The sequence below is a fragment of the Aestuariirhabdus litorea genome (assembly GCF_003864255.1).
GTDB classification, from domain to species: domain Bacteria; phylum Pseudomonadota; class Gammaproteobacteria; order Pseudomonadales; family Aestuariirhabdaceae; genus Aestuariirhabdus; species Aestuariirhabdus litorea.
In genome coordinates this window covers 542617-567429 of the sequence record NZ_QWEZ01000001.1, presented here as the reverse complement: position 1 = coordinate 567429, position 24813 = coordinate 542617, and the positions used below count along the sequence as shown (strand labels likewise).

Below are 24813 nucleotides of genomic sequence, written 5' to 3'. Positions count from 1 at the left end.
CGCCAGGCCGCAGTGGACCGCCATGCTTGATAACGTTCGAATTGTTCTCATCAACACCTTCCATCCGGGCAACATTGGCTCCGCCGCTCGCGCCATGAAAACCATGGGGTTACGCCACCTCTATCTGGTGGATCCTGAGGAGCACCCCTCCCCCCAGTCAGAGGCGATGGCCGCCGGGGCCAAGGACCTGCTCGCCTCGGCGGTGGTGGTGAGTAGCCTGGAGGAGGCGATCGCAGACTGCTCTGTGGTGATCGGCACCAGCGCCCGCAACCGCACCCTCTCCCTGCCCCAGCTCGATGCCCGCCAGTGCGGGGAGATGGTGGCCCGCGAATCCGCTAGCAACCGCATCGCGCTGGTATTCGGGCGCGAAACCATGGGTCTCCACAACGAGGAGCTGCAGCAGTGCAACTACCATGTCTATATCCCGGCCAACCCCGAGTACCCGGTGCTGAACCTGGCCGCCGCGGTGCAACTGCTCAGCTATGAGGTCTACCAGTCCCTCTGCGCCTTCCCCGCGCAGGGGTCGCCAACCCCCGAGTTACCCGAAAGCCGGGAGCTGGGTTATTTCTATGACCACCTGGAGCAGACCCTCGACCAGGTGGGTTTTATCGTCACCAACCACCCCGGCCAGGCGATGGCCCGCCTCAAGCGACTGTTCAACCGGGCCCGACCCGACAAGCAGGAACTCAATATACTTCGCGGTGTATTGAGCCGTATCCAGCAAAACGCCAGTGCCCGCGCCCAGGACCAGGATGCTTCCTGACACTATGGATTGCCAGAAGCCCCAGCAGCTTGCCGAACGGCTTGAGGCGCGCATTGTGCAGCAGATCCCCCTGTTGGCGGCCATGCAGCTGTGCTTCGATGAGTACGATGGCCAGCGGCTAAGGTTGAGCGCCCCCCTGGCACCCAACATCAACGACAAGGGCACCGCCTTTGGCGGCAGCCTTGCCACCCTGGCGACCATCACCGGCTGGTGTTACACCACCCTGCTCGCCGACCGGATCGGCGCCAACGAGGTGGTGGTGGCCGAGAGCCAGATGAGTTATCTGGCCCCGGTGGAGGGACGGCTGCAGAGCCGGTGCGAGATGGATGATCCCCACCTGCTCGAGCAATTCCTGGCGCGCCTTGCGGCGCAGGGACGGGCCAGCTTGCAGCTTAAGGTCATTATCGGTGAGGAAGCGGAGCCGGCCCTAAGCTATTGCGGGCGTTATGTCGCCCGCCTGAGGAGCCCCTTATGACCTTGATTGAAGCCCTGCAGGCCCGCGCCGCCGGAGACCAGGATAGCCTGGATGCGGTTCTTGAGTGCCTGGTAATCGGCGAGATACAGCTGCTGTCGCTGCCCCACTCCGAGGAGGAGGAGCCGCAACTGCTGCAACTGGAAGTGAGCCCCGGCGAAGGCGCGCTGGCCCTGTTCAGCAGTGCCGATCAGGCGCTGGAGATGGCCCGTCAGCTGCAGCTCGAATGCGCTCCCCTGGCGGTGCCGGGTTACTGGCCCCTGTTGGAGCTGGACAGCGCCGTCAGCCTGGTGATCGATCCGGGCACCCCCCATAACCTGGTGCTGCCGGCCGCTGTCACGGCCTCACTGCAGCCCGTCATTCGTGCATTACTGGAGGCCGACTCATGAGCGAATCAGCGACCGAACTCTTTGTCCTGCTGGGCACCCTCGTCATTATCGGCCTGTCAATTTATGCCTGTTACCTGTGGCGCCAGGTCTATCTCAACACCCGCCGTATTCGGGAGTTGCAACAGCAACAGCGACAACAGCTGATGGAGGCGATCCAGATCATCTCCCTCAGCATGGAACGACAGGAACTGAACCCCACCGAGGGCTGTATTCGCCTCAAGGTGCTGCTGGAGAAGCTCGACCCGGAGCTGCTGCAATCCCCAGAGTACCGTGTTATCGAGCAGATCTACGAACGCTCCCGCGGCTTCGCCACCCATCAGGCCCGCCGCGCCCTGCCGAGCCAGGAGCGGCGCCACCAGGATGAAGCCCGCGAAGCACTGGAAGCGGAGCTCAAGCAGGAGGTGCACAACGCCGTGCTGGCACTGCGGGGGCTGGCAACCGCCTATCGGGGCGTCAAGGATCGCGAGGCTAAATCCGCAGCACACGAACCGAGCTGAGTACCCGCTCGCGGATCTGGTCCAGATTCCCATCGCGGGGCCCGATCAGCGCCATCGCCCCCTCGTTAAAGGCAACCGTCTGCACCCGCGCCCCGGCCTGCGCCTCCACATCGATCGAGCGCAAGCGCCGATTAGGCATCATCAGCACCGTCACCGCCCCCTGCGGGGTCTGCACCACCAGATGGGCGATAAGCTGACCGTCCAGCAGGCAGTTGCCCGCGAAGGTGACCCCGTCGAGGGGGGCCAGGGACTCAAGATCCACGGCATGAAGAGTATCCACCAGGCGTCCCCGGGTGACCCGCTCACTGGACTCCAGGCTGAAGGCCTCCTCCGCCACGTGGTTAACGAGCATACGGGCGATACTGTCCGGCGCCTCAGCCCGTGGCAGCAGCAGACCCACCGCAACGGCCAGTAGGGAGGCCGCTAATGCGGCACCAAGCAGGCGCTGGCGAACAGCCTGGGCCCGCCCGGAAGTAGCTGTTCGGCGCTTTGCCTCCGGCAGGCGACCCCTCTCCTCCCGCAGCGCCAACTGCTGGCGCAGGATAATCCGCGCGCCCAGCTCCTCCGGTACTGACACCGTAAACGCCTGCTCTAACAGCCGCTCCTGCTGCAGCAACTTGCGATAGTAGCCCTGGCAGGAGGGGCACTGCTGCCGATGCTGCTCCGCGAGGACCGGCAACCGTTGCGGGTCCTCAAGGGATAACCGACGAAACTCCATACAATTCATAGCGGAATGCCTCCCCTCGTCTCATCGTCCATCAACAGATCCCGTAACTGCAGCCGCGCCCGGCGCAGGCGGGTGGCCACGGTGTTGCTAGGCAGCTCCATCGCCCGGGCGATCTCCTCCTGGGTAAACCCCATCACCATCTGCAGCAGTAGCGGCTCACGGTAAAGCGGCTCGAGACCGGCAATGCCCACCCGCAAACTCTCGATCTCAGCCGAAAAACCGGAGCCGCTGCGCTCATCGGCAATCGTCTCCATCGGCAGGTCACTGTAGTCCAGGGATTTGCGCTGGAAGCGACGGGCATTTTCCCGCCGCAGGATCGTGATCAGCCAGGGCTTGGCCGCCTCCGGATTATGCAGCGAGGCCAGCCCACGCCAAGCCCTCAGGAAGGTCTCCTGTACCAGGTCTTCAGCGATGGCGCGATCTCCGCACAACCAGTAACCGTAGCGGTACAGCGGCTTCTGGTACGCCTCCACCAGCGAGTTAAAGAGCATCTGTTGTCTGTTCATGGGATAGGGGACAGTCCTTAGGCCACTATTCTTTCAAACCCTAGCGATAAAAAAGGGGCGACACGCGCCCCTTTTCCCCATCGCCCCTGGCCAGAAGGGGCGAACCGCTACTGAATCACACGGGAGACCCCTTTGGAGGTGAGGACCTTGACCGAATCCCCTTTGTTGAACACTACGCCTGGATCGACCTGCTGCACCACCGAAATATAGGTGCCATCCTGCAACTCGATGGTTAGCTGAACCCCCTGCTCACGGGTATAGGCTTCTTCCCCTTTACCCCCCAGCAGGCCACCGGCGACCGCGCCCGCAATGGCAGCAATATCACTGCCCTTACCGCTGCCAATGGTGGAGCCGGCGATGCCACCCGCCGCGGCGCCGGCGATGGCACCCACACCGGATTTGGTGCCCTCGATCTGTACCAGCTGCACATCCAGTACAACGCCCAGCTTGACCTGCTGGATCTGCCGCGCCTCATCCCTGGAGTAACTGGTACCGGACAGGTTGGACATACAGCCTCCTAACGCCAGGAGGCTCACCACCAGAACCACGCCGTAGTGTCGAATCATGCTACACCTCCCATTGCCCCAAAAAGGCATCTCGCCTGTCGTTTATTACCTGCAGTATACTCCTCCCGAACCAGTTTACCGAACGAGGAGCGCGCAAGCCCGATGGTCTACCTGATTATCATTGTCTCCACTCTCAGCGCTGTGCTGTTTCACCTCTACCTCTATCGCCTGATTACCGGCTGGGTACGACAGGATTTCCTGCGATCCTTGTGCGAGGACAACGAGGAAAAACTGCAGTTTCTCCTCAGCGAGTATGCTAACGTGAAATCCAAGCGTTTAAAGCGTGAGCAGTTTGAGTCGCATTTCGAGACCCTGTCCCGGGAGTACGACCAGCAGCGCGCCCACTAGCCCACCGGCGGAGACCCTTGATCGTGAGTGATATGCAGACCCTGATCGAAACCCTGAAGGCGAACGAGGAGATCGCCCGCAAGCTGTTCGATATTGAGGTCTCTATCCTCTCCAGCGACTACAGCGACGACCTGTTCGAAAAGCTGATCAAACTGATCAAATCCAGCTTCAACATCCCGTTTGCCTGGCTCACCCTGCTCAAGGATTCGCCGATTCCCGACCTCAGCGAGCGCTTCAGCAACTCCTACTGGCTCCAACAACACCTGCATCACCTGGAGAGCAACCAGCTCAGCGCGCTGGAGAGCAAGGGCAACCAGCCCCTGCTGAGCAACTCCATGGAGGAGCTGAGCCACCTGATTCCCGCCCGCTACTTCGGCGAGGTGAGATCGATGGCCGCTGTGCCACTGATTCTTGACCGGGTGCTGGTCGGTGCCATTATGCTGGGTGACAACGATGCTGAACGCTATCATCCCGGCCTCGGCACCTTTCACCTGGAGCAGTTGTCGGTCAAGGCCTCACTCTGCCTGTCAAACGTCATCTCCCGCGAGCGGCTCGAGTACCTGGCCACCCGGGACCCACTGACGGGGCTACTCAACCGGCGCGAAATGGAATCCCACCTGCAGCAGGAGCTGGAGCGTTGCGAACGCTACCAGGCCTCGATGTCCCTGCTTTTTATCGATTGCGACCGGTTCAAGCAGATCAACGACCAGTACGGGCACGACTACGGCGACGCCGTGTTGGTCCACGTGGCCAAGGGGTTGAACCACCTGGTGCGCGCCAATGACCGGGTGTTTCGTTTCGCCGGCGATGAGTTTGTGGTGGCGCTGGCCAACCAGAGCCGCTACGACGCGCGCCATGTGCGCCAGCGCGTGGAGGCCTACTTCGCAGCCAACCCGCTGCTGATGAACCGTAAACTGGTGCCCATCCGGGTCACCTGCGGCATCAGCGCCCCCTCGCCGGAGGAGGCCACCAGCGTCAAAGAGCTACTGCGCGAGGCGGACCACGACCTGCTGCGACAGAAACGCCTGCGCGACGACCGCAGCGATGAGGCTCAGGGCGCTTAGCCCTGCTGGTCAAGCCGCAGGCGGTTAGCGACCGGCGCCGCGTACATCTTCAACCACCAATGGCGGTGCTCGACCGGGCACAGGCGCAAGCGCTCCTCGAACGCCTTCTCGTCCTGTGAGGATCCCAGCTGGGCCGCCGTGAAGCTGACCGGTTCTATATCCTCGTATTCGGCCTGCAGAAATTTGAAAGCACGGTAGTTGATCGGGAACAGTCGGTAGGCACTCCACACGTGCTGGTCCACGGCGGCTGCCACCTGGCGGGCATCCTCGAACCCGGCCCCCAGGGGCTCGCCAAAGGCCAGGTGCACCCGTCCCTTGAAACCCACGATACCGGTGACGATACTGCGATCGTCCTCATTTTCCTGCTTGGTGTAGCTGCCATGGCGTTCGGTTTCGTAGAGCTCGCGCGCCTTGAGCAGGTCACAGGGGTCGAACTCGTAAGAGATCGAAACCGGGACTATGTGCAGCTGCTCGATCACCTCGCTGAAGGGTTTGCCCTTCTGGCTCATCGCCAGCATTTTGATGATGGCGCTGTCGGTCTGGTCGTTGCCATCTTTGGCGCGCCCTTCCCGCTGGGCGATCCAGATCGAATCGCCGCCTGCGATGGTATCGTTGATGTACCCCGACAGCTGCTGGAATGCCGCCAGTTTTTCACGTCGCCCCTGGGCCGAGCGGTTTACAATAAAGCTCTTGTTCAGGCGCATCAGGTCACTGACAAAGGGCTGCTTGAGCAGGTTGTCACCGATTGCAATGTGAGGGGTTTTCAGCCCCTGGTGGTAGACTGCGAAGTTGACAAAGGTGGGATCCATCACGATATCGCGGTGGTTGGCCATAAAGAGGTAGGGGCGATCCTTCTGCAACCGCTCCAGTCCCTCGTAACTGACCGCCGCTGTGGTCTTGCGCAGGGTACGGTCGACATAGCCCTCCACCTTGACCTGCAGGCTGTGGACATCATTTACCCCGGACAGCTCCCGACCCAGAATAGAGCGCACCAGCGGATTCAGCAGTGGCGCGCACCAGCGGCTCAGGCGCGGAAAACGAAAACGGCTGAGGGTGCCGATAAAGGCCTCATCCTGCAGCAGGCGGTCGAGGACTTCACGGACTTCGTGATCTCGATAGGGTCTTATATCCTTGTAGGTATCCATCAACGTACCGATTCAAGCAGTGAGCGAGGGCGGGGCTAAGGGTCGCGAGGCCCGCCAGTTCCGGGGGCGGATTATAACGGTTCGGGGCCGCCGAATCTGCTATGGGGTGGTGACTCTTTGTAAAAAAAACGGCAGCCGCACGATGGCCCTCCTCTTTCAGCGCTCAGCTTCGGCGCATTGGGATTCAGGGTCGAATACCCTATAATGCGCGGCAGCCACTCGCCCCGGCCGGCTCTGCTGATAACGGACTCGCGGGCACAATCAGGAACGATCACTTTTAATGGAGCCGCACCACCATGACCCGATACTCCCTGCCCGGCCTTTTCCTCTGCAGTTTGCTGACACTGGCCAGCGCCGCCCAGGCCGACCTCTACAGCGAATCACAGGCCCTGTTTGCCGCCGGTAGCAACAGCGAGGCGGTTAGCCTGCTGGAACAGGCTGCCAGTGCCGGAGACGCCGGCGCCAAGGCGCTGCTGGGCAAGGCCTACGCCACCGGCAGTGGCGTCGACAAGGATCTGGAGCGAGCGTTTGAGCTGTTCAGCGAATCGGCCCATGTACGGGATCCGCTGGGGCAGTTTTTTATCGGCGAGGCCTACTTCCTGGGGCGCGGGACCGACCGCAACCTGATCAGCGCCTACCTTTGGCTCACCCTCAGTGGCGAGCAGCCATCACCGGTTCAACAGGAGGCTCAATCCATCCAACAAAAGGTGGCCGCCGAGCTTAATCCGATGCAGCTGGAAAAAGCGCAGATACTGGTGGAACAGCTCAAAACCCTCTACCTAGACTAGGCCTGCTCACTACAGGCAGCGATAGAGTGCCTTGAGCAGACGATCGGCCCGCGGGTCGACCAGCACTTCGCTGCCCATGCGGTTACACAGATAGCCAAAGCCGATCCCCCGCTCCGGATCGGCAAACCCCAGCGCGCCACTGGCCCCCTGATGACCAAAGTTACCCTCCCCCCCCAGTTCCGCCAGGGGACGGGGCTGGTGCAGTAAAAAGCCCAGCCCGAAGCGACTCTCGCAGCCCAGCACCGCATCCTCCCCCCTCACCTGCTCCCGCCTGGCCCGCTCGATCAGTTCCGGCGCCAACAGCGAGTGCCCGCGGTAACGCCCTCCGTTGGCGAGCATATCGTACAACACCGCCAGCGAGCGCGCCGTGCCATGACCGTTGGCCGAGCAAAGCTCCATCCGGCGCCACTGGGGCTTGTTGGTTGAGTTCATCACCGACATCGGGTTGGTAAAGGCGTGGGCCGTGACCCCCTCGGGGTGGGACATGATCTCCCGTAATACCGGACTGTCGGGCAGCGCCGTGAGGGGGGCACGGACAATACGCGCAACCCGCGGGTCGAGGACTTCGGGCAGGCCGATGTAGAGCTCCTGCCCAAGGGGCTCCATCAGCTCACGCTGTACAAAGTGGCCGATGGTTTCGCCGGCCACCCGCCGGAACAGCTCCCCCAGGGTCCAGCCGAACGTGACCGGCGCGTAGCCGTGGCGAGTGCCAGGCTCCCACCAGGGCTGCTCCTGCTCGATGTAGTGCACCATCGCCCCCCAGTCGAACAGCGCCTCATCGGGCACCCGCGGATGAATGGCCGACAGTCCTGCACTGTGGCAGAGCAGCTGCTCAACACGAATATCCTGCTTGCCGTTACAACCAAACTCGGGCCAGTAGTGGGCGACCCGCTCCTCCAGCGACAGCAGCCCCCGCTCCACCAGCATCAGGGCGGCGGTACTGGCCAGCCCCTTGGTACAGGAGAAGAGGTTGACCAGGGTATCCTGCTCCCAGCAGCGGGTCTGCTCGGCGTCGGTATGCCCGGCCCACAGATCCACCGCCAGCTCCCCCCCGATACTCACACTCAGGGCCGCCCCCACCTCCTCCCCTTCGGCAAAGAGTTCCGCGAAGCAGTCACGCAGCGGCTCGAATCGAAGGTCAAAATATCCCTGTAGGGTGCTCATTGTGGCATCGTTCTCCTGAAGTAGTAGCGGGTCAGTCAATACGCCGCTGAAAGGGCGGCAGGGCATCCAGCAGGGCCCGTCCGTAACGGGCGGTCACCAGGCGTCGGTCCAAAATGGTAATCAGTCCGCGGTCACTTTCGGTGCGCAGCAGGCGGCCGCAAGCCTGCACCAGGCGAACCGAAGCGTCCGGTACGCTGATCTCCATAAAGGAGTTGCCGCCGCGGGACTCGATCCACTCCCCCAGCGCCGCCTCCACCGGGTCGTCCGGCACCGCAAAGGGGATCTTGGCGATGATCACCTGCTCACAGTAGCGACCGGGCAGGTCGACCCCCTCGGCGAAGCTGGCGAGGCCGAAGATAACGCTGGGCTTGTCGTCATCGATCCGCTTGCGGTGCTGGGTTAATAGCTCCTGCTTGGAGCGATCCCCCTGCACCAGAATACGTTGCTGCCACTGGCGCCCAACGCCGGCAAATACATCCAGCATCTGGCGCCGCGAGGAGAAGAGCACCAGAGTGCCCGGCTGCTCCTCGAGCATCGCCGGCAGGCACTCGATGACCGCCTCGGTATGCTGGTCGGGCAGCTTGGGATCTGCGCTCATCGCCGGAATGCGCAGGGTCGCAGCATCGCTGTGGTAAAAGGGGCTGGGCACAACCGCGCAACTGGCGCTGTCGGGAATCCCGGCCCGCATCTGAATGCGGTCGAAGCGCCCCAGGGCCGTCAGGGTGGCGGAGGTCACCACCGCCCCGTAACAACAGTTCCACAGGCTTTGGCGCAGGGTGCGAGCCGCCAGGATCGGACTGCAGGCCACCTCCAGGTCGTAGTGCCCCTCCTGATCCAGCAGCTGCACCCAGCGCGCGATGGGGGGCTCCCCCTCGGGGTCTTCAATGCTGTAGAGCTGCCACAGGCCAAAGGCGGATTCGGCGCGGGAAAGCATGGCGCCGAGCAAGGGATACCAGGCCTCGGCATCGATCACATCGACCCCGTCCACCTTACCGTCCATCGCCTCCTTGAGTTCGTCGCACAAGCGAGTCAGCAGCTCGCAGATCGTCGAGAAGTGGGCTTTGAGGTGCCCCGCCAACTCCCGCACGGGAGCGGGCACCACACCGTTGGGAAAACGGTAGCTGGGGCGGTAACCATCAGGGTTGGGAAATTCGGTGGCCGACTCCATCAGTGCATACATCTGCCGCTGGCTCTCCAGCGCCTCCTGCAGGCGCGGAGGCAACTGTTCAAGCCAGCGCCCCAGATCCCCCGGCAGGGCATTCTGGGCCACCAGTTTGCTGACCTGTTTACTGCTCTGTTCCAGCCAACTTTCAGTGCCGTGCAGACGGCCGTGGTGGGCAAAGTGGTTAATCGCTTTGTCCGGCAGGTGATGCCCCTCGTCGAAGATGTAGATGCTATCACCCGGGGCACTGAGGATGGCCCCCCCACCGAGGGCCAGGTCCGCCAGCACCAGGTCATGGTTCGCGACCACCACATCGGCCCGGGTCAGCTCCTCACGCGCCTTGTAAAAGGCACACTGGCCAAAGTTGGTGCAGCGGCGACCGCTGCACTGGCCATGGTCCGTAGTCACGGTGCGCCACAGCCCCTCGTCGAGCTCCCCTTTCCAGTTGTCGCGGTCGCCGTCCCAGCGGTTGGTGGCCAGCTGCTCCACCATCTCCTGGTAGAGTTTGACCGCGCCCTCATCCACATCAATATGAAACCCCTCCTGGGCAAACAGCTCCATGGTGGCCACATTCTCCTGCCCGGACTGCAGCAGGTGGTCCAGCTTGCTGAGGCAGACGTAACGACCCCGTCCCTTGGCCAGGGTAAAGCTGAACTTGAGACCGCTCTGCTGACGGATGTCGGGCAGGTCTTTAAAGACGATCTGCTCCTGCAGCGCAACCGTCGCGGTGGAGATAATAAGGCGCTTGTCGGCGGCCTGGGCGATGGGAATGGCGGCCAGCGCGTAGGCTACGGTTTTGCCGGTACCGGTTCCCGCCTCCACCACTGCCACCGCGGGATCCGAGGTGCGCTTGCCCTCGTCATCGCTCTTGATCGCCCCCAGGGTGCGCGCAATTTCGGCGATCATCAGCTTCTGCCCGTAACGGGGTTTTAGGCCTTTGTTGTCGAGAAACTGGCGATAAGCCTGCTGAATACTCTGCTTGAGGTCGTTGCTCAGCATCAGGCGTGGCCCTGCAGACAGCAATGTACAGGGTAAAAAACCAGGGTGGGCATGCAGTCTCCGGGACAGGCAGAAAAACGGCCGACCATTCTACTGCATGGCCCACAGCGGTAACAGCGTCCCCTTCCCAGGCTAACCAAAGCGCGGCCGAATGTGCTATTTTTCACGGCGCCGCCCAGCTGCACAGAACCTCAAGGAGCCGTTTGCGTGCCCTCCCCAGACCCCACCGCCACTTGCCCCTGCCTCAGCGGGCAGCTGTACAGCCGCTGCTGCGCCCCCTTGCACCGGGGCCAGAAACAGGCCGGTAGCGCCGAGCAACTGATGCGCTCGCGCTACAGTGCCTGCGCCCTCGGGCTGGTCGATTACCTGATCACCACCACCCAGCTCTCGCAACGCCACCTACTGGACCGCGCTGCCCTCAGCGACTGGTTAAGCCACAGCCACTGGCAACGGCTGGAGATTCTTGCCACCGAAGCAGGCGGTTCCGATGACAGTCTGGGCCGGGTTGAATTTAACGCCTGGTACCAGCTCGACGGGCAGGGGGAACTGCTCTGCCACCATGAATCTTCCCGCTTCATCCGCGAGGCGGGTAACTGGGTCTTTGTCGATCCGACGGTCAAGCCCAGGGCACCGGGCCGCAACAGTCCCTGCCCCTGCGGCAGCGGCAAAAAGTTCAAACGCTGCTGCGCCGATCTCTAGCTCCCGTGGCTCCGGGCAGCGATCTCCCCACAGCGCCCAGTAATCGACTATAGTGGTCTATGTACTCTGGCTTCCGGGTCAGCAGTTGAGCGTCTCCCAGGGAAGAGCGGATGGGGTTAAGGCCATGCATCCCCTCCTGGCTGGACGCACTCTACTCAGACTCATCACACCCATAAGCACAATAGGAAAAAGGAACGAGGCTACTATGTCACTTTTTAAAACATGCACCCATACTCTTGCCGCATTCGGACTCGGTGTGGCGACGCTGTCCAGCACCCCGGTACTGGCGGAACAGCAGTTTATCACCATCGGTACCGGCGGGGTGACGGGTGTTTACTACCCCACCGGCGGGGCGATTTGTCGACTGGTGAACAAGCGACGCAAGGAGCACGGTATCCGCTGCTCGGTGGAGAGCACCGGTGGATCTATCTACAACCTCAACACCATCAAAGCCGGTGAACTGGATATGGGCGTTGCCCAGTCCGACTGGCAGTACCACGCCTACAATGGCACCGACAAGTTTGCCGAGCAGGGAGCCAACAAGGATCTGCGGGCTGTCTTCTCTGTGCATGCCGAGCCCTTCACCGTGGTGGCGCGGCGTGACTCAGGTATCTCCAGTTTCGACGATCTCAAGGGCAAGCGGGTCAATATCGGTAACCCAGGCTCCGGCCAGCGAGGCACCATGGAGGTGCTGATGCGCACCAAGGGCTGGACCCTCAACGACTTTGCCTACGCCTCTGAGCTGAAATCCGCGGAGCAGGCAAAAGCGCTGTGCGACAACAAGGTCGATGCCATCGTCTTCACCGTGGGCCACCCCAGCGGCTCCATCAAGGAAGCCACCACCAGCTGCGACACCGTTCTGGTGCCGGTAGAGGGGCCGGAGGTGGATAAACTGGTGGCCGATAACGCTTACTACCGCAAGGCGGTCATTCCCGGTGAGATGTATAGCGGCAGCCCCAATGACGTCACCACCTTCGGTGTGGGTGCCACCTTTGTCAGCTCAACCAACACCAGCGCCGATACCGTTTATGAAGTGGTCAAGGCGGTGTTTGATAACTTCGAGGACTTCAAAAAGCTGCACCAGGCCTTTGCTCACCTGAAAAAGGAGGAGATGGTAAAGGATGGCCTGTCTGCCCCTATCCACGACGGGGCTGCACGCTACTATCGTGAAGCGGGGTTCATGTAACCCAATCGGTTAGTTCGCTGAAACGGGTGGGGCTATGCGCCCCACCCGGATTTAATGCTCCGTGTTGACCTCGAAGGGATTTAACCATGCCCCTCCCCAAGGAAGAACTCACCACCGACGAAGAACTGCAACAACTGGTCGCAGAAGCCGATAGCGGATCCCGCTCTCCCAAGGGGTTACCCGGCTCCATGCTGTTGCTGGTCCCCATTGCCTGGTCCCTGTTCCAGCTTTGGTACAGCTCCCCCCTGCCCTTTATTCTTCACTTTGGCGTGCTGAACGATACCGAAGCCCGTGCGGTGCACCTGGCCTTTGCCATCTTCCTCTCCTACACCGCCTACCCTGCCCTCAGCAGTTCCCCCCGCGACCGAATTCCGGTGCAGGACTGGCTGTTTGCACTGGTGGGCGCTTTTTGCGCGGCCTATCTCTTCCTCTTTTATGCGGAACTGGCCGGGCGCTCAGGCGCCCCCACTACGCTGGACCTGTGGGTCGCGGCCACCGGTATGGTACTGCTGCTGGAGGCCACTCGACGCGCTCTGGGGCCACCCCTGATGGTGGTCGCCGGTGTCTTCCTGGTCTACACCTTTGCCGGCGCCTATATGCCCGATGTGATCGCCCATAAGGGGGCCAGCTTTGCCAAGGGGATGTCCCATTTCTGGCTCACCACAGAAGGGGTGTTCGGGGTAGCCCTGGGCGTCTCCACCAACTTTGTATTCCTGTTTGTACTGTTCGGTGCCCTGCTCGACCGTGCCGGCGCTGGTAACTATTTCATCAAGGTGGCCTTCTCATTGCTGGGTCACTACCGCGGCGGCCCGGCCAAGGCCGCCGTCGTCTCTTCAGGGTTGAGCGGCATCATCTCCGGCTCCTCCATTGCCAACGTGGTCACCACCGGAACCTTCACCATTCCGTTAATGAAGCGGGTCGGTTTTCCGGCCACCAAGGCCGGAGCCATCGAGGTCGCCGCCTCCACCAATGGCCAGCTGACACCTCCAATCATGGGAGCTGCGGCTTTCCTGATGGTGGAGTACGTGGGCATCTCCTACATCGAGGTGATCAAGCACGCCATCCTGCCCGCCGCTATCTCCTACGTAGCGCTTTTTTACATTGTCCACCTGGAAGCGGTCAAGGCGGGCATGCAGGGGCTGCCACGCCCCTACAAACCCACTCTGGCGCAATCGTTGATGAACTTCTCCGGCACCATCGTCGGCCTCTGCCTGCTGACCGCGCTGGTCTACTACGGCGTGGGCTGGAGCAAGGATATGTTTGGCGCCGCCGCCACCTGGGTACTGGGTATCGCGGTGCTGCTGGCCTACGTTGCTCTGGTTCGCTACGCCGCCAGTGTTCCGCCGCTGGAGGTCGATGACCCCAACTCGGAAACCCTGGAGATGCCGCCGGTCGGGCCCACCCTCAAGAGCGGACTTTACTTCCTGCTGCCCATTGTTGTGCTGGTCTGGTGCCTGACCGTCGAACGCTTCTCGCCTGGCCTGTCGGCGTTCTGGGCTACCCTCTTTATGATCCTCATTGTTGTCAGCCACCGCCCCCTGCTGGCGCTGTTTCGCCACCAGGGCTCCCTCGCTGGAGCCTTCGCAGCCGGCACCCAGGACCTGGTACAGGGGCTGGCCAGCGGCGCGCGCAACATGATCGCCATCGGCGTCGCCACCGCCGCGGCCGGTATTGTAGTGGGCGCGGTGACCCTCACCGGGGTGGGCTTGGTGATGACCGAGTTTGTCGAGTTCATCTCCGGTGGCAACGTTATGCTTATGCTGTTTTTCACGGCGGTGATTAGCTTGATCCTGGGGATGGGACTCCCCACCACGGCCAACTACATCGTGGTCTCCACCCTGATGGCACCGGTCATCGTCGCCCTCGGCGCCCAGAACGGGCTGATCGTTCCACTGATCGCCGTCCACCTGTTTGTTTTCTATTTCGGTATTCTGGCCGACGATACACCGCCGGTCGGGCTGGCCGCCTTTGCCGCCGCCGCCATCGCCCAGAGCGACCCCATCCGCACCGGTATTCAGGGCTTCATCTACGACATTCGCACCGCCATCCTGCCCTTCATGTTTATCTTCAACACCCAGCTGCTGCTAATCGGTGTGCACTCGGTGCTCGAGCTGGTGTTAACGGTCACCAGCGCGTTAGCCGCCATGCTGGTGTTTGCCATCGCCACCCAGGGGTTCTGGTTTGTGCGTACCCGCTGGTTCGAGGTGATCGGGCTGCTGCTGGTCGCCTTTACCCTTTTCAGGCCCGGATTCTGGTGGGAGTTCGCCTACCCGGAGCTGGGCTCACACCCGGCCGCGGAAGTGGTTGAAATTGCCGGACAGCTACCGGATGAGGCCGATCTTCGCCTGCGGGTCAGCGGTGAGAATCTCGATGGCAAACAGATTGAGAAGATCGTCCTGCTCCCGCTGGGGGACAAGGCCGAGGGTGAAACCCGTATCGCCAACACCGGCATGACGCTGCTGATCGAGGAGGGCTCGGTCATCGTCGACAACGTCGAGTTTGGTGGGCCCGCCCACAAAAACGGCATCGACTTCGACTGGCAGATTCTTGAGGTGCAGCTGCCCAATGAGCGCCCTCCCAAACAACTGATGTTCATTCCTGCGCTGCTGTTGCTGGCCGCCGTCTTTTTCAGCCAGCGTCGCCGTTACCAACATCAGCAATCTGCCCTGAACAACGCCTGAGTCGGAGCTTATATGTTCACAAAAATCCTCTTGCCGGTCGACCTAAGCAATGATCACCCCTCACAAAAGGCGCTGGATGCTGCGATTTTTCAGGCGCGGGCCAGTAACGCCTCCCTGCACCTGCTCGCCGTTATCCCCGGTTTCAGCATGCCGATGGTCTCCACCTACATGCCCCGGGACCTGATGAGCAAGGCCCACTCCGAGGTCAAAACCCGCCTCAGGGCCTTTGCCGAAAAATACATACCGGACGAGATCGACTGCACCCTGGCGGTTACCGAGGGCACCGCCTACAAAAGAATCCTCAAGGAGATCGAAAGGGAGGGGGTTGACCTGGTGATCATGGCCAACCACGACAGTCGAAAGATCGATCACTTTTTCCTTGGTTCGGTCACCTCCAAGGTGGCCGAGCACTGCAAAACCAACCTGTTGATCATCAAAGACTAACCCCCCGGAAGGCTTGTTCAAAAGCGTGAAGCCAGACACAGTCAAGCTGCGACAGAGTCGAGCTTTGGCACGCTTTATACGCAGCTAATGGGTATAAATGCGTATCTACGGGTGCGTTTTTTTTTGCCACACTAACGGCATCATATCTATCCATTGCCAGTGTGCCCTATCGGACCCTGGCCCAAGTAAGGGAAGTACTGAAATGTACGAACACTTAAAGAGCATGGGCATCAAGCACTACGAGCAGATTGAACGCTACCTGCTCCGCTCCGAAGCCGACTTCGATATCCTCAAGGTTTACTACCACAAGCAGAAGGGAGACCTGTTCGCCAAGAGCGAGAAGTTCAAGTTCCCCCGCCAGAAGAAGACGTTGATGGTGGACAGCGGCACCCACAAGTTCCGTAACGTCACCGAAATCTCCCCCGCCCTGCGTCAGGTGGTCGCCGAACTTGACAAGATCACCCAGCAGGAGACGCGCTCCAAGGATGCCAAAAAAGAGATCCTGCACGAGCTCAAGCATCTGGAGAAGGTGGTCTCCAACAAGATCGCCGAACTCGAAGCACGTATCGAAAACCTGTAAGTGGTTTTCCACTGCTAAAAAAGCCGCTCGGTTTCCCGTGCGGCTTTTTTTTTGGATCCCGGCCCCCTTGTCGGGAGCCGCTTCAGGAGGTCACATAGCGGCCCGGCTTGTGGTTAACGGCGATCGCCAGGTTGACGGCCACCGCGCCGATCATGGAGACCAGGAGGACCCAGGGGGTAACCACAAAAAAGGAGGCCACCACAATACCACCGTCTAGCCCCATCTGGAACTTGCCCGCGCTGATGCCGTAGCGATTTTGCATATAGAGCGCCAGTATATTGAAGCCGCCCAGGCTCGCCTGGTGGCGAAACAGAATCAGCAGGCCACAGCCGATCAACAATCCCCCCATGACAGCGCAGTAGAGCGGGTTGGCCGACTCGACACGGATTACGCGAGAGAGAAACTCCGTGGCCAGCGCCACCATAATAATGGAAGCGAAGGTCTTAAGGGTGAACTGCCACCCCATCTGCTTGAGGGCCAGATAAAAGAAGGGCAGGTTGAGGGCCACAAAGAGCACGCCAAAGGTCACCCCGGTCAACTTTTGCAGTAGCAGCGCCAAACCCGTCGTGCCCCCGGCTAGCAAGCCGGCAAAGTTCAGCAGGAACACGCCCAGCGATACCAGGGCCGTGGCCGTCACCATCGCCTGGAGATCTTCAAAGGGGGTGTGTTTGGTACTCATAGTCACTCCTTGGTCACAACCTAACACCAGGCAGAGGCGCTGGCGGCGCCATTGTCCACACTGGTTATCAAAAGAAAAGGATCAGCTCGCCAGCCGATCGCCAAAACCACTGTCGCAGTGGGTCTCAACCCGCCCGCCCTGCTCGGGATCGTCGAAAGCCAGCTGGCCGGCATGCAGCATCAGGCGCTCGGCGGCAGCGATGGAATCCCCATGCCCATAGAAACGGCATCCCAGAATCGGATGGCCGATCTCCGCCAGGTGAACGCGCAACTGGTGCGAACGTCCGGTCACCGGGGTCAGCGCCAACAGCGAACAGTGTCGCCCGGGGTCACGTGCCAGCACCCGCCAGTGGGTGAGGCTGGGTTTGCCCTGCTGCCAATCCACCTTCTGTCGCGGCCGATTGGGCCAGTCGCAGATCAGGGGCAGTTCGATAGTCCCCTCCTCTGCCTCCGGCAAACCGAATACCAGCGCCTGGTAAAGCTTACTCACCGAGCGCTGCTGGAACTGGCGGCTCAGGGCGCTCAGCGAGGCTTTATTACGCGCCACCACCAGCAGCCCCGAGGTATCCATGTCCAGCCGGTGTACGGCCCAGGCTTCGCCACTGAGTGCCTGTAAGCGGGTGATCACCGAGTCTTGGTTCTCCGGCGCCCGCCCCGGTACCGACAACAGTCCGGAAGGTTTGCTGACCACCCAGAATCCCGCCGTCTCCCGCAGAATCTGCAAGGGCTCGTGACAGGGAGGGGCAATGTAGTAGTCGGGGGTATGGGACATGGGTGATCGGAGGCGAAAAACAGGCGGCCAGGCAAGCGCGGCATTATACCCCATTGCAGGCGCTTGTCTCTGGGGTAGACTGGGAGTTCCCATAACAAGAAAAAACCTGAGGAACCCCAATGACCCCACAACCCCGGATCGCCCTCGCCGGCGTCGGCCATATGGGCATCGGCATCGCCAGCAACCTTCTCAAAGCCGGTTATGCCCTGCGTTTTCTGGATCGAGAGGGCAACCAGCCCACCGCCGCGCTGGTCAGGGCCGGCGCCCAGGCTTGTCCTGACCGCCCCCGGTTGGCGCAGGGGGCCGACATACTGATCCTCTGCGTGACCGGCGCTCCCGAGGTGGAGTCGGCACTGTTCGAGGGCGAGGGGCTGGCGGCGCACCTCAAGCCCGGAGCCCTGGTGATCGACTGTTCCACCTCACTCCCTGCGACCAGCGAAGCGGTGGCCCGACGCCTCGCACAAGGCGGTATCGACTTTCTGGATGCCCCCATGACCCGTACCCCCAAGGAGGCGGCCGAGGGTCGCCTCAACCTGATCGTGGGCGGCGACGCCGCCCTCCTGGAGCGGGTGCGCCCGCTGCTGATGAGCTTTGCCGAAAACATCACCCACGCCGGCCCGATCGGCGCCGGCCACCGCCTCAAACTGGTCCACAATTTTGTCTCCCTCGGCTTTTCAGCGGTGCTGGCCGAAGCGGCGGCGGGGGCGGCCCGGGCGGGGATCGACACCGGTGCCCTGCTGGAGGTGCTGGGCAAGGGGGGCGGCGGCGGCGTGGTGTTCGAGCGCCTGCGCCCCTTTATTGAAAGCGGTGACAGCAGCGGGTTTCGCTTCTCTCTCGCTAACGCCGCCAAGGACCTGGGCTACTACACCGAGATGACCCAACAGGGTGGACAGGTCGACCAGATCGCCCACAGCATTCTGGAGACCTATCGCAGTGGGCTGGCCGAGCGCGGCGACGGGGTGGTGCCCGAACTGGTGTCGCTGTTAGCCGCAGGGCCCTCCACCTAGGGCTGTTCGGCGATCCAGGCCTCCACCAGCGCCCGGGAGATGGAGTCACGTCGAGGCAGCTTGAGCCCCTCCCCTTCGCTGTTCCACTCACCCGCCGCCCGCAGCTGGTCGGCGGTGAACCAGTGGGCCTGTTCCAGCTCAATCCCGTCCACCCGGATCTCCTCGCTCAGGGCGCGGGCGCGGAAGCCCAGCATCAGCGAAGAGGGAAAGGGCCAGGGCTGCGATGCCTGGTAGCGTACGTCGGTGACCGGTACCGACGCCTCTTCGGCCACCTCACGGGCCACCGCCACCTCCAGCGACTCTCCCGGCTCGACAAAACCGGCGAGGGTAGAGAACACCCCCGCCGGCCAGCTGCGCTGGCGCCCCAGCAGGCAGCGCGCCGGCTGGCCGCCTGCGGCGGGCAGCTCCACCAGCATAATCACGGCGGGGTCGGTGCGAGGATAACTTTCACGACCACAGCCGGCATCGCTGCAGCGGCGGACATGGCCCCCGCGGACGCTGAGGGTGGGGGCACCGCAGCGACCACAGAAACGGTGCTGTCGATGCCAGTACAGGATGCCCCGGGCGTAGGCCAGCTGCGCGGCCAGCTCCCGCTCCAGCAAGGGGCCCACCAGACGCAGGTCCAGCAGCCGCCCCCCGTCCACTCGCGCCAGCAGCTCTTCCGCCTCCAGTGCCGACAGGTCAACGGTAAAGAGGGCCTCGCCGCCGGCTTCCCCAAGAAAGGTCAGGGCCTCGCCCTGCGCCATCAGCTCAGCTGCCAGGGCTCCTTGCAGCAAACGGGGAGTCGGTGTGGGGGCTTCATCAAACAGGTGCTGGTTGCGCCACAGCACCACCAGCCGGGTAGCGGGGTGCCCCCGGCGGGAGGCCAGCCAGTCGGCATCACTACGGCGGTGGTCAGCGCGGTCGAGGCGTTCACCCGTGTACTGCAGAGATCGATAGCTCATCCGCGGCTCCAGTGTTCACCGGGTTCAGCTGGCAAACAGCTGTCGATCAATGTCGGCGAACGCCTTGAACTCGAGGGCGTTGCCGCTCGGGTCCATAAAGAACATGGTGGCCTGCTCGCCGGGCTGGCCGGCAAACCGGATGTAGGGTTCGATCACAAACTTTACCCCGGCACTGCGCAGGCGGTCGGCCAGGGTCTGCCACTGCAGCATGGTCAATACCACCCCGCAGTGGGGTACCGGTACGCCATGGCCATCCACCTCGTTATGGCACAGGGGCACCTTGCCGTCAGCCCCCAGGGACTCGTTCAGGTGCACCACAAACTGGTGGCCATACATGTTGTAGTCGATCCAGTGAGTATCGCTGCGCCCCTCGGAAAAGCCCAGCAAACCACCATAGAAGCTGCGGGCCTCGGCCAGGTTGCGCACCGGCACCGCGATGTGAAAAGGGGTTATTGACATGCTCTGGCTCCATACCCGTCTTTTTCAGTAGGGTATATCGAGCCGGAGCTCAGGTCGAGCCCTCTCTGCGTTAGCCGACCGCGGCGATCAACCGTGAGCCCATATATTTGGCCGCCATCTGCGCCAGCTCGACCCCCTGGTAACGCCCGCGCATATTACACTGGTCACACAGCTCACCCCGTACACCGGTCAGCTCGCGGCGCTCGATCGCTTCGCGCACACTCATCTCACGAACGTTGCCCAGGCTGTGGTGGTGGGACATATCGTTATAACAGTAGAGGTAGTTACCGTCTGAGGTGATAAACATCGAACTGTTGCGGGGGATGCAGTTGAACTTGTTGCTGCGCAGCTGCTTGACCACATCCATCGCCCCCGGTACGAAATCCAGGTCCAGCGCCTTGAGCTTATAGCGCTCGATGATCTGGCGCAGGGTACGGGTCTGTATATCCTGCTCCTCAATGCTGCCGGCACGGTTGTAGAAGTTGGGGGACATCCTCAGATCGGTAATCCCCTGCTGGTGAAACCACTCGATGGTCTCCGGCAGGGTATCCAGGCACTCGGGCATCGGCGTCAGGCTGACCGACAGGTGGGTCTGTTTCAGCTCACGCTGGGCAAACTTCAGGTTCTCCATCACCCGCTGCTGATCCAGGTTGGTGTGCACCGATTTGTAGACATCGGGATCAATACTGGAGAAAGAGACCATCACCATGCCGAGGGCGCCATCGAGGTGACGCACTTTCTCTGCATCGAGTCGCTCGCCGTTACTGACCATATCGAAGTGTACAGGGTGGTCGCGGGTGCCCTCGACAAACTCCATGAACAGGGGGTGGGTGGTGGGCTCACCGAATCCGGCAACAATGGCCCGCACCAGGTCGCGCTGCTCCAGGCGAGACATCATGGCGCGGTAAATTTCGCGGGTCATCAGCTTTGGACGGTCGATCACATGACGCGGGCACATCGCGCACTTGGCGTTGCACTTGCTGGTCCATTCAATATTGGCGGTGAGACGGTAGTTACTCATAAAACACTCCAGGTCCAAAGAAGTAGGAGTGCACAGGTTATTCAAGCAACCTTAAAGTACCCTTAACCTTTTAAAGGATTTAGCGGAAACTGTACCCGCACCGACAGACCGGTTTCGGCCAGCGAGCTCTCGCCGAGTTCAACCCGGACCTGGTGACTGGAAGCGACCTGTCGAACGATCGCCAAACCAATACCACTGCCCCGCGAGCCCTGGCTCCCCAGGCGATAGAAGCGCTCAAATACCCGTTCCCGTTCGGCGCTGGGAATGCCCGGGCCGCTGTCCTCCACCCCCAGCTCCACCGCCCCGTTCAGCGGTTGCAGGCGGATACGTACCTCGCCTCCGGCCGGGGTGTAACGCACCGCATTGTCGACCAGGTTACGGCACATCATCTCCAGCGAGGTTTCATCGGCGCGAATCGCCAGCACCGCCCCCTCATCGACGTCGAGGCCGAAGGTCTGCTGCTTCTTGAGGGCGAGGGGGGCAAGGGAAGCCACCACCCGCTGCACCAGAGGCACCAGGTCCAGCTTCTGGAAGCTGAGGGACTGCTCATGCTCCAGGCGGCTCAGCCGCAGCAGCTGCTCCACCACGTGGGTCATCTGGTCCACCCCCTCCAGAATATGATCGGGGGCCCTGGGTAGACGCCGCTCCGGCGTAGCGCCCGCCCCGGACTCCTCGCCACGGTCACCCTGGCTGCCCAGTTGTCGTTGCAGATTCTGGGCATGGATGCGGATACCCGCCAGGGGGGTTCGCAACTCATGGGCCGCATTAGCGGTAAACTGGCGCTCACGAGAGAGCGCATCGTCGAGCCGCTTGAGCAGCGCATTGATGGCGCTCACCACACCCTCCACCTCTTCCGGGACCTGCTCGGTGTCCAGCGGCGCCAGGTTGTGCTGGTCCCGCGAGGTGACCTGCCGGGAAACCCGCAACAGAGGCGACAATCCACGCCCGACCACCCACCAGATCACCACCAGCAAGAGGGGTATAATCAGCAGCAGCGGCAACAGCGCATGGAGCACGATCTCATCGGTCAGTTCGCTGCGCACATCGAAGCGCTGCCCCACCTTGATCCAGATCTCCAGCTCCGGATCGTAGAGGCTGAAGGTACGCCAGGGAGCACCGGCCAGGTCAGTATCGCCGTACCCCACCTCGGCCACGAAGGGAAAACCACCGTCCGGAGAGCCCGAACCCAGCAGTTCACGGCCCTCATTGTTCCAGACCGCAAAAGCCAGCTTGCGCTCATACTTGTGTCCCAGCGCAGTGGCCTCGCCATACTCGGCAAAAGGGTCTGACGGCCGTTCCTCTCCGGGGTAAGGCTTGTAGCTGAGGGAATCTCGTAAACTGTCCAGCTGTGTGCGCTTGAGCTGGACGGTGAGCAGGCTCTGCAGCACCCGCGCCATCTGCGCCAGCTCGGCATCGAACAGCTCATCCACCTCGTGGCTGGCATCCTCGTAACTGCGAAAAGCCGCCAACCCGGTGATCAACACCACCGCCCCCAACAGGCTGACCAGCAAAAACCGCCGAATCGATCTCATGAGAGTGGCTCGATACGGTAGCCAACACCCCGTACCGTGTGGATCAGGCCATCGCCGATCTTCTTGCGCAGGTGGTGGATATGCACCTCCAGGCTATTGCTTTCCACCCCCTCGTTCCAGCCGTACAGGCGCTCCCCCAGCTGGTCGCGGGTAAAGACCTTGCCGGGGTGGTGCAGAAACTCCATCAGGAGCGCGTACTCACGCCGGGAGAGGCTGACGGGAACGCCGTTGGAGAGCACCTCGCGGGAGCTGGGGTTCACTTCGAGGTGGCGGTACTGGATCACCGGGCTGGTGTAGCCGCTGCGACGGCGGACCAGCGCGCGAATCCGCGCGCTCAGCTCCTCCAGGTCGAAGGGCTTGACCAGATAGTCGTCGGCGCCGCTGTCCAGTCCCGCAACCCGGTCGCTGACCTGGTCGCGAGCGGTCAGAATCAGCACCGGAATCCCGTTTCCCTGCTGGCGTATACGGGACAACAGGGTCAAGCCGTCCATACCGGGCAACCCCAGGTCGAGGATCACCAGGTCAAACTCTCCATCGAGCAGCGCCGATTCGGCGTGCTCGGCACAGGTCACCCACTCCAGCAGGGTTCCGTCACCATTAAGGGCGTCACTGACCCCCTGCCCTATCAAGGGATCATCCTCTACCAGCAACAATCTCATCGCCTGCGCACCCTTTCCCGATCACCTGATCTCTATACTAATGCCATCACCCACAGGACAACAGCGTTTAGGATTCCCCAAACAAGCGCTAGCTGGAGTGTTTGCCTTCAATGCGCTGCAGCAGCTGCTTGATCTCTTCGCGTCGCCCGCGGTCGGCCAGCTCTCGCCCCTCACGACCGGGCGCCTTGAGGGCACGGTTCAGCGCTTCGCGCGCACCGTCATAATCATTCTCGCTGATCAGGTAGTCCGCGTAGAAGTAGTTACTGTCGATGCCGTCGGGATTGATGGTCAGCGCTTTTGTCAGCAGCTCACGCGCCTTGCTGTTACTGCCAAAGCTGATCGGCCACCCCGGTACCTGGTAATAGAGCGCGCCGAGGCTGGTGTAGGCCGAACCGGACAAGGCGTTGGGATTCAGCACCAGCGCCTGCTCCAGGCTCTCGCGGGCCTGGCCCACCAGTGTCAGGGCACCCAGCCCGCCTTTGGCGCCAGCGTAGGTGCTGAGGATAATCCCGCGCCAGATCAACAGTTCCGGGCTCTTGTGATGTCTCGCAACGGCGGCATCGGCCTGCTCCGAGAGCGCCTTGAGGGGGGCCTCCTGCTTATCCGTTTCCACTCCATACTTGATACTGGCCCACTGCTGCTGCAGTTCGGCCACCTGCTTAAGCGCCTCGCTGTCGTCGCCAGCAAAGGCCGGCAAGGAGAGCAGCAGGGCGAAGATGACACTTAACTTTTTCATCGGATATCCTCCTATTTGGAACCGGCGAACTGCCGGATGATTCCCAGCTGGCGCTGGATAGAGCCTCCCACCAGAGAGGGAAACAGATCGTTAAAGCGCACAAAAAAACGCTCCGGCCAGCCCAGGTAGCGGGTGGTGTGCTTGCCTTCTCGCAGCAGCTCAACCAGCTCCTGCGCCACCCGCTGGGGGCTGTCGACTCGATTGCCCAACTCCTCGTTAAGGCGCGTGGCGGCATCGCTGTTGAGCGCCGTCGCGGTGGCCCGGGGGGCAAAGTACTGTACCCGCACCGAACTGTCGGCCAGCTCTCGTTGCAGCGCCTGACTGAACCCCCGCAGGGCAAACTTGCTGGTGCTGTAGGCCACATAGCCGGGGTAGCCGATACTGCCGAAAATGGAGCCCACGTTGACAATGTGCGCCTCGGGGGCCTGTCGCAACAGGGGCAGCAGGGATTGGGTCAGCAGCAGGGTCGCGGTCACATTGGTGTTGATGATGCGCTCGACGCAGGACTCCGATTGCTCCTCGAACAGGGCCAGCTCGCACAAGCCCGCCATATTGATCAACACGCTGGGCTGCGCCCCGATCACCCCGAGCTGATCGATCAGGTCCTGGCGCTGCTGCGCCTCGCAAATATCCAGGCACAGGTAGCGATGGGGCAACGGGTTGAGCTGCGGCAGTTCAACCAGCAACTCGCGCAGCTCCTGCTCATTGCGCCCCAACGCCAGTACCCTCGCTCCGGCGCTGGCCAGCTGCAGGGCGGTCTCCCGCCCGATTCCGCCCGTCGCGCCGGTCAATAGCACCTGCATCTCTTTAATCTTCATAGACACT

Annotated in this window: 27 protein-coding genes and 1 pseudogene; 13 read left to right on the top strand and 15 right to left on the bottom strand. The window is 62.0% G+C overall.

Annotation, left to right across the window (positions count from 1 at the left end; genetic code table 11):
• Positions 1-22 precede the first annotated feature (22 nt).
• Genes trmJ through D0544_RS02700 form a run of 4 tightly spaced genes read left to right on the top strand, consistent with a single transcriptional unit; the run spans position 23 to position 2121 of the window.
• Positions 23-763, top strand: a complete 741-nt coding sequence (gene trmJ / locus D0544_RS02715; protein WP_125014477.1) for a tRNA (cytosine(32)/uridine(32)-2'-O)-methyltransferase TrmJ — start codon at positions 23-25, stop codon at positions 761-763.
• Positions 753-1238 carry a YiiD C-terminal domain-containing protein gene (locus D0544_RS02710; RefSeq protein WP_125014476.1) on the top strand — a complete coding sequence of 162 codons (486 nt, stop codon included), beginning with the start codon at positions 753-755 and terminating at the stop codon, positions 1236-1238. The genes trmJ and D0544_RS02710 overlap by 11 nt, the downstream gene beginning before the upstream one ends.
• Positions 1235-1624, top strand: a complete 390-nt coding sequence (locus D0544_RS02705; RefSeq protein WP_125014475.1) for an SseB family protein — start codon at positions 1235-1237, stop codon at positions 1622-1624. The genes D0544_RS02710 and D0544_RS02705 overlap by 4 nt, the downstream gene beginning before the upstream one ends.
• Positions 1621-2121 carry a DUF2489 domain-containing protein gene (locus D0544_RS02700; RefSeq protein WP_125014474.1) on the top strand — a complete coding sequence of 167 codons (501 nt, stop codon included), beginning with the start codon at positions 1621-1623 and terminating at the stop codon, positions 2119-2121. The genes D0544_RS02705 and D0544_RS02700 overlap by 4 nt, the downstream gene beginning before the upstream one ends.
• Here D0544_RS02700 and D0544_RS02695 read toward each other — a convergent pair.
• The 3 genes and pseudogenes from D0544_RS02695 to D0544_RS02685 form a co-directional block, all read right to left on the bottom strand.
• Positions 2093-2848 (bottom strand): DUF3379 family protein, encoded by a 756-nt coding sequence (locus tag D0544_RS02695; protein WP_125014473.1) that lies wholly within the window; start codon positions 2846-2848, stop codon positions 2093-2095. The genes D0544_RS02700 and D0544_RS02695 overlap by 29 nt on opposite strands.
• Positions 2845-3360 (bottom strand): annotated as a pseudogene (locus D0544_RS02690) (sigma-70 family RNA polymerase sigma factor); the annotation flags it as partial. The gene D0544_RS02695 and the pseudogene D0544_RS02690, both read right to left, overlap by 4 nt.
• 101 nt (positions 3361-3461) lie before the next feature.
• Positions 3462-3920, bottom strand: a complete 459-nt coding sequence (locus D0544_RS02685) for an outer membrane lipoprotein (RefSeq protein ID WP_243647226.1) — start codon at positions 3918-3920, stop codon at positions 3462-3464.
• A gap of 102 nt (positions 3921-4022) precedes the next feature.
• Between D0544_RS02685 and D0544_RS02680 the strand changes: the two genes are divergently transcribed.
• Complete coding sequence (locus D0544_RS02680) at positions 4023-4268, top strand: hypothetical protein (protein WP_125014471.1); 246 nt, start codon at positions 4023-4025, stop codon at positions 4266-4268.
• A 32-nt stretch (positions 4269-4300) separates the two neighbouring features.
• Entirely contained in the window at positions 4301-5332 is a 1032-nt protein-coding gene (locus D0544_RS02675; RefSeq protein WP_243647288.1) for a GGDEF domain-containing protein, read from the top strand.
• On the opposite strand, the gene D0544_RS02670 is transcribed toward D0544_RS02675, so the two are convergent.
• The gene (locus D0544_RS02670) at positions 5329-6477 is read right to left on the bottom strand and encodes a 1-acyl-sn-glycerol-3-phosphate acyltransferase (RefSeq protein WP_125014469.1); all 1149 of its coding nucleotides are present in this window, start codon (positions 6475-6477) and stop codon (positions 5329-5331) included. The two genes, D0544_RS02675 and D0544_RS02670, sit on opposite strands and share 4 nt — an antisense overlap.
• Before the next feature lie 296 nt (positions 6478-6773).
• On the opposite strand from D0544_RS02670, the gene D0544_RS02665 reads away from it, so the two are divergent.
• The gene (locus D0544_RS02665; protein WP_125014468.1) at positions 6774-7265 is read left to right on the top strand and encodes a tetratricopeptide repeat protein; all 492 of its coding nucleotides are present in this window, start codon (positions 6774-6776) and stop codon (positions 7263-7265) included.
• A 9-nt stretch (positions 7266-7274) separates the two neighbouring features.
• On the opposite strand, the gene D0544_RS02660 is transcribed toward D0544_RS02665, so the two are convergent.
• Both D0544_RS02660 and dinG read right to left on the bottom strand, forming a co-directional pair.
• Complete coding sequence (locus tag D0544_RS02660) at positions 7275-8429, bottom strand: serine hydrolase domain-containing protein (RefSeq protein ID WP_125014467.1); 1155 nt, start codon at positions 8427-8429, stop codon at positions 7275-7277.
• A 31-nt stretch (positions 8430-8460) separates the two neighbouring features.
• Complete coding sequence (gene dinG, locus D0544_RS02655) at positions 8461-10590, bottom strand: ATP-dependent DNA helicase DinG (RefSeq protein ID WP_125014466.1); 2130 nt, start codon at positions 10588-10590, stop codon at positions 8461-8463.
• 207 nt (positions 10591-10797) lie between these two features.
• Between dinG and D0544_RS02650 the strand changes: the two genes are divergently transcribed.
• The 5 genes from D0544_RS02650 (at position 10798) to D0544_RS02630 (ending at position 16180) form a co-directional block, all read left to right on the top strand.
• Positions 10798-11289 carry a YchJ family protein gene (locus D0544_RS02650; protein WP_125014465.1) on the top strand — a complete coding sequence of 164 codons (492 nt, stop codon included), beginning with the start codon at positions 10798-10800 and terminating at the stop codon, positions 11287-11289.
• A 205-nt stretch (positions 11290-11494) separates the two neighbouring features.
• Positions 11495-12475 (top strand): TAXI family TRAP transporter solute-binding subunit, encoded by a 981-nt coding sequence (locus D0544_RS02645; RefSeq protein ID WP_125014464.1) that lies wholly within the window; start codon positions 11495-11497, stop codon positions 12473-12475.
• A gap of 86 nt (positions 12476-12561) precedes the next feature.
• Positions 12562-15156: a TRAP transporter permease gene (locus D0544_RS02640; protein WP_125014463.1), complete on the top strand. Its 2595-nt coding sequence runs from the start codon at positions 12562-12564 to the stop codon at positions 15154-15156.
• A 12-nt stretch (positions 15157-15168) separates the two neighbouring features.
• The gene (locus D0544_RS02635) at positions 15169-15600 is read left to right on the top strand and encodes a universal stress protein (protein ID WP_125014462.1); all 432 of its coding nucleotides are present in this window, start codon (positions 15169-15171) and stop codon (positions 15598-15600) included.
• A 202-nt stretch (positions 15601-15802) separates the two neighbouring features.
• Positions 15803-16180 carry a DUF3461 family protein gene (locus D0544_RS02630; RefSeq protein WP_125014461.1) on the top strand — a complete coding sequence of 126 codons (378 nt, stop codon included), beginning with the start codon at positions 15803-15805 and terminating at the stop codon, positions 16178-16180.
• Between the two features lie 82 nt (positions 16181-16262).
• Here D0544_RS02630 and D0544_RS02625 read toward each other — a convergent pair whose 3' ends face one another.
• Both D0544_RS02625 and D0544_RS02620 read right to left on the bottom strand, forming a co-directional pair.
• Positions 16263-16859, bottom strand: coding sequence for a YitT family protein (locus D0544_RS02625; protein WP_125014460.1), 597 nt, complete (start codon positions 16857-16859; stop codon positions 16263-16265).
• A gap of 81 nt (positions 16860-16940) precedes the next feature.
• Positions 16941-17630, bottom strand: a complete 690-nt coding sequence (locus D0544_RS02620; protein ID WP_125014459.1) for an RluA family pseudouridine synthase — start codon at positions 17628-17630, stop codon at positions 16941-16943.
• A gap of 119 nt (positions 17631-17749) precedes the next feature.
• Here D0544_RS02620 and D0544_RS02615 point away from each other — a divergent pair, with 119 nt between their 5' ends.
• On the top strand, positions 17750-18637 hold the full coding sequence (locus D0544_RS02615; RefSeq protein WP_125014458.1) for an NAD(P)-dependent oxidoreductase: 888 nt from the start codon (positions 17750-17752) through the stop codon (positions 18635-18637).
• Here D0544_RS02615 and nudC read toward each other — a convergent pair.
• The 7 genes from nudC to D0544_RS02580 form a co-directional block, all read right to left on the bottom strand.
• Positions 18634-19581, bottom strand: coding sequence for an NAD(+) diphosphatase (nudC, locus tag D0544_RS02610; protein ID WP_125014457.1), 948 nt, complete (start codon positions 19579-19581; stop codon positions 18634-18636). The genes D0544_RS02615 and nudC overlap by 4 nt on opposite strands.
• 24 nt (positions 19582-19605) lie before the next feature.
• Positions 19606-20040: a VOC family protein gene (locus tag D0544_RS02605; protein WP_125014456.1), complete on the bottom strand. Its 435-nt coding sequence runs from the start codon at positions 20038-20040 to the stop codon at positions 19606-19608.
• A 70-nt stretch (positions 20041-20110) separates the two neighbouring features.
• Positions 20111-21061: a radical SAM protein gene (locus D0544_RS02600; protein ID WP_125014455.1), complete on the bottom strand. Its 951-nt coding sequence runs from the start codon at positions 21059-21061 to the stop codon at positions 20111-20113.
• Positions 21062-21123: 62 nt separating this feature from the next.
• On the bottom strand, positions 21124-22593 hold the full coding sequence (locus D0544_RS02595; protein WP_125014454.1) for an ATP-binding protein: 1470 nt from the start codon (positions 22591-22593) through the stop codon (positions 21124-21126).
• Positions 22590-23252: a response regulator gene (locus tag D0544_RS02590; RefSeq protein ID WP_125014453.1), complete on the bottom strand. Its 663-nt coding sequence runs from the start codon at positions 23250-23252 to the stop codon at positions 22590-22592. Before D0544_RS02590 ends, D0544_RS02595 begins: the two co-directional genes overlap by 4 nt.
• A gap of 88 nt (positions 23253-23340) precedes the next feature.
• The gene (locus D0544_RS02585) at positions 23341-23988 is read right to left on the bottom strand and encodes a tetratricopeptide repeat protein (protein WP_125014452.1); all 648 of its coding nucleotides are present in this window, start codon (positions 23986-23988) and stop codon (positions 23341-23343) included.
• An 11-nt stretch (positions 23989-23999) separates the two neighbouring features.
• Complete coding sequence (locus D0544_RS02580) at positions 24000-24806, bottom strand: SDR family oxidoreductase (RefSeq protein WP_125014451.1); 807 nt, start codon at positions 24804-24806, stop codon at positions 24000-24002.
• Between the last annotated feature and the right edge of the window lie 7 nt (positions 24807-24813).